The organism is Stenotrophomonas sp. P5_B8 (assembly GCF_054049855.1).
On the sequence record NZ_JBFULO010000379.1, the window covers coordinates 1 to 3,778 of the forward strand.

3 protein-coding genes and 1 pseudogene are annotated in these 3,778 nt (G+C 65.3%); all 4 read left to right on the forward strand.

Features of this window, described 5'->3' with window-relative positions:
• A pseudogene (locus ACXJKH_RS16680) lies at positions 1–256 on the forward strand (hypothetical protein); the annotation flags it as partial.
• Positions 257–266: 10 nt separating this feature from the next.
• Complete coding sequence (dmpG, locus tag ACXJKH_RS16685) at positions 267–1,307, forward strand: 4-hydroxy-2-oxovalerate aldolase (protein ID WP_457320978.1); 1,041 nt, start codon at positions 267–269, stop codon at positions 1,305–1,307.
• Positions 1,304–2,092, forward strand: a complete 789-nt coding sequence (dmpH, locus tag ACXJKH_RS16690; protein ID WP_457320979.1) for a 2-oxo-3-hexenedioate decarboxylase — start codon at positions 1,304–1,306, stop codon at positions 2,090–2,092. Before dmpG ends, dmpH begins: the two co-directional genes overlap by 4 nt.
• 90 nt (positions 2,093–2,182) lie before the next feature.
• Complete coding sequence (locus ACXJKH_RS16695; RefSeq protein WP_457320981.1) at positions 2,183–3,526, forward strand: DcaP family trimeric outer membrane transporter; 1,344 nt, start codon at positions 2,183–2,185, stop codon at positions 3,524–3,526.
• Positions 3,527–3,778: the final 252 nt, after the last annotated feature.

A 3,778-nucleotide genomic window follows, 5' to 3' on the forward strand; every position in this document is an offset into this window, starting at 1 on the left:
GGTGGCGAGGGTGGCTGCGTATGTGCCTGGGTATCGTCTCAAGCAGCAGGTCCAGTTCGACGTCATCGACGAACCGCTCAACGTCCCCGGCATCGGCCCCACCACGGGCTTGAAGACCTCCATCTTCCTGGAAGTGGAGGGCGCTGCTCACTACCTGCCAGCGTACGCCGGCAACCTCGACATCATGACCTCGGCCGCACTGGCCACTGCCGAGCGCATGGCCGAATCGCTGCTGGCCCAGCCGGCAGGCGCCTGAGGAGACTCCGATGACCCAACACAAACTCTACATCTCCGATGTCACCCTGCGCGATGGTTCGCATGCGGTGCGTCACCAGTACAGCCTCCCGCAGGTGCGCACCATTGCAGGCGCACTAGACAAGGCGCGCGTGGACTCCATCGAGGTGGCCCACGGCGACGGCCTGCAAGGCGCCTCGTTCAACTACGGCTTCGGCGCGCACAGCGACCTGGAATGGATCGAAGCAGCGGCCGAGTCGGTCAGCCATGCGCGCATCGCCACGCTGCTGCTGCCCGGCATCGGCACCGTGCACGACCTGAAGAACGCCTATTCCGCGGGCGCACGGATCGTGCGTGTGGCCACCCACTGCACCGAGGCGGACATCTCGCGCCAGCACCTTGAAGCAGCCAATGCCCTGGGGATGGATGCGGTCGGCTTCCTCATGATGAGCCATATGATTGCCCCCGCCGCGCTTGCCGAGCAGGCGCTGCTGATGGAAGGCTACGGCGCGTCCTGTGTGTACGTGGTCGATTCCGGTGGTGCGCTGGGCATGAATGACGTGCGTGACCGGGTGCAGGCCCTGCGCCAGGCCTTGAAGCCGGACACCGAGATCGGTATCCATGCCCACCACAACCTGTCGCTGGGCGTGGCCAACTCCATCGTCGCGGCAGAATCCGGTGCGATCCGCATCGATGCGAGCCTGGCCGGCATGGGCGCCGGTGCCGGCAACGCGCCGCTTGAAGTGTTCATTGCAGCGGCCGAGCGCCTGGGCTGGGTGCATGGTTGCGACCTTTACGCCCTGATGGACGCGGCCGACGATATCGTGCGACCGCTTCAGGACCGCCCGGTGCGCGTGGACCGTGAAACGCTGGCGCTCGGTTATGCCGGCGTCTATTCCAGCTTCCTGCGCCACGCCGAGGCCGCTTCGCAACGTTTTGKCATCAATACCGTCGACATCCTGGTTGAACTGGGCAAGCGCCGCATGGTCGGCGGCCAGGAAGACATGATTGTCGACGTCGCCCTGGACATGCTGCGCCGTCGTGATGCGGCCGCAGTGAAGGAACCCGCATGAGCCTTGATAACGAAATCCTTGATCGTTGCGCCCGCCTGCTGCGCGAAGCCGAACGCGACGTGCGTGAGGTGGTCAAACTGACCGACACCTATCCCGGACTGGATGTGGCTGACGCCTATCGGATCCAGCAACGCCTGTGTGCGCTGAAGCAGGCCGAAGGGGTACGCATCGTGGGCATGAAGATGGGCCTGACCTCCCATGCGAAGATGCAGCAGATGGGCGTGGACACGCCCATTTACGGGTTCCTCGGGAGCGATAACGCCGTCGATGATGGCGCGGCGGTGGACACCCGCGTGCTGATCCATCCCAAGGTGGAGGCCGAGATCGCTTTCGTGATGCGCGATGCACTGCGTGGCCCAGGCTGCACCGCCAGTAATGTGCTCGCTGCCACCGACTACGTGGTGCCGGCCATCGAGCTGATCGACTCGCGCTACGAGAACTTCCGGTTCGACCTGCCCAGCGTCATCGCCGACAACACCTCGGCGTCGCGCTACGTCCTGGGGTCGCGCCCGACGGACCCGGCCACGCTCGATCTGCAGACGCTGGGGGTGGTGATGGAGAAGAACGGCCAGGTCGCCGAGGTTGGGGCCGGTGCGGCCGTGCTCGGCGACCCTGCCGCTGCAGTGGCCATGCTGGTCAACATGTTGTCCGAACATGGCCAGCCGCTGGAAGCGGGCGCGGTCGTGCTGTCCGGCGCCATCACTGCGGCAATTGCCGTGCAGGCCGGCGACAACGTCCTGGTCCGCGGCGACGGCATCGGTACCGTCGCCATGCGCTTCATCTAGAACGCTCCACCCCGTTCGTCAACGCCACGCGGCCTGTTCACCCAGGCCGTGACGGCATCGCTATGCCCTGGGAGGGGAATCATGGTTGGAATGAAGAGGAGAACGGCGGCCTCGGTGCCGTTGTGGCTGGCCTTGTCCGCACTACCGCAGACGGCGCTGGCGCAGGCCGTGGATACCGCCACGCTGGAGGCGCGCATGGCCGAGCTGGAAGCGGAGATGCAGCAGATGCRAGGGTTGCTGCAGGTGTACCAACAGCGCGATGCCAAAGCGGCCGAGAACACCCCCGCGGTGGCCGTTGCAACACCGCCCGCGCAAGCGTCAACGCCGATCCTGCCCGGGGCGATGCCCGGCACCCGCTTCACGGCAGGCGGCTTCATCAAACTCGATGCCATGACCACGCGGACCAGCGACGGCGCCATCGCCGATGGCTCGGCCGGCCGTCTGTTCTACTTCCCGGCCGCCACCCCGGTCGCCGGGGATGGAAACGGCAAGAGCGCCAGCTACACCGACGTGCATGCCCAGTTCTCCAGGTTCTGGCTGGGCGCCGACACCGTCACCGAACGTGGCGACACGCTCAAAGCGTATATCGAGGCAGACATGTATGGCGGCGGCAACAACGCCTTCGCCGGGAATGAAGTGATCACCAACACCTACGCGCTGACCCTGCGCCAGGCCTATGTCAGCTGGAACCACTGGCTGGCTGGCCAGACCTGGTCCAACTTCCAGGATGTAGCGGCACTGCCGGACACGGTGGACTTCACCGGTCCGTCCGAGGGCACCATCTTCAACCGTCAGGCGCAGCTTCGCTACACGCGCGGCCCGTGGTCGTTCTCGTTGGAGAATSCGCAAACGACGGTGGCGACCTACCGGGGCAACGGCACCCGCCTCAACAGTGGCGATGACACGGTGCCAGACATCTCCGCCCGCTGGGCGCAGCGCGGTGCCTGGGGCCACGTCACGGTGGCGGCCATGGTGCGCAACCTGCGTTACGACGGCCGTACCGATACCGGGATTGCGGCAAGCCTGTCCGGGCGCGTCAACGTCGGCAGCAATGACGACCTGCGCTACATGGTCAGCGGCGGCCAGGGCATTGGTCGCTATCTCGGCTTCGCACTCGGTGCCGACAGCGTGCTGGACGCCGAAGGGGAGCTGCATTCCCAGGACGGCTATGGCGGCTTCGTGGCGTGGCGCCACGCCTTCTCACCCAAGCTGCGCGGCAACCTCGTCTACTCYGGTGCCTGGCTGGACAACGATGCGCAATGGACCGGCGCGCTGGTTACCGAGCGCGCACAGTCCTGGCGCGTCAACCTGATTTACTCGCCGTTCCCGAAGCTGGACCTCGGCGCAGAGCTGAGTCACGCCCAGCGCCGTCTGGAGAATGGGGAGGCTGGCGATCTGAACCGGCTGCACACTCACGTCAAATATAGCTTCTGAGGCTGCTAGAGCTTCCCCATAAATGGCCGTGGGGAGAGCGGGCGCTGATATGCCACGTCTAAGTCAGCTCTCATCCCCAGTCTGCCGTCGACGATATCGAGGAGAAGTGCCGAATGCACGGGAACACGGGAGAAGGTTGGGGTAACTGGCGCGCGGGTGCGGAATTACGTGCGTTCTTTCCTGGCCATGGCGTAGATACTTGAGGGTGGCTCTTGCTGTGTGCTCCTAGGAACGGTGTCGCTATGAGGACAC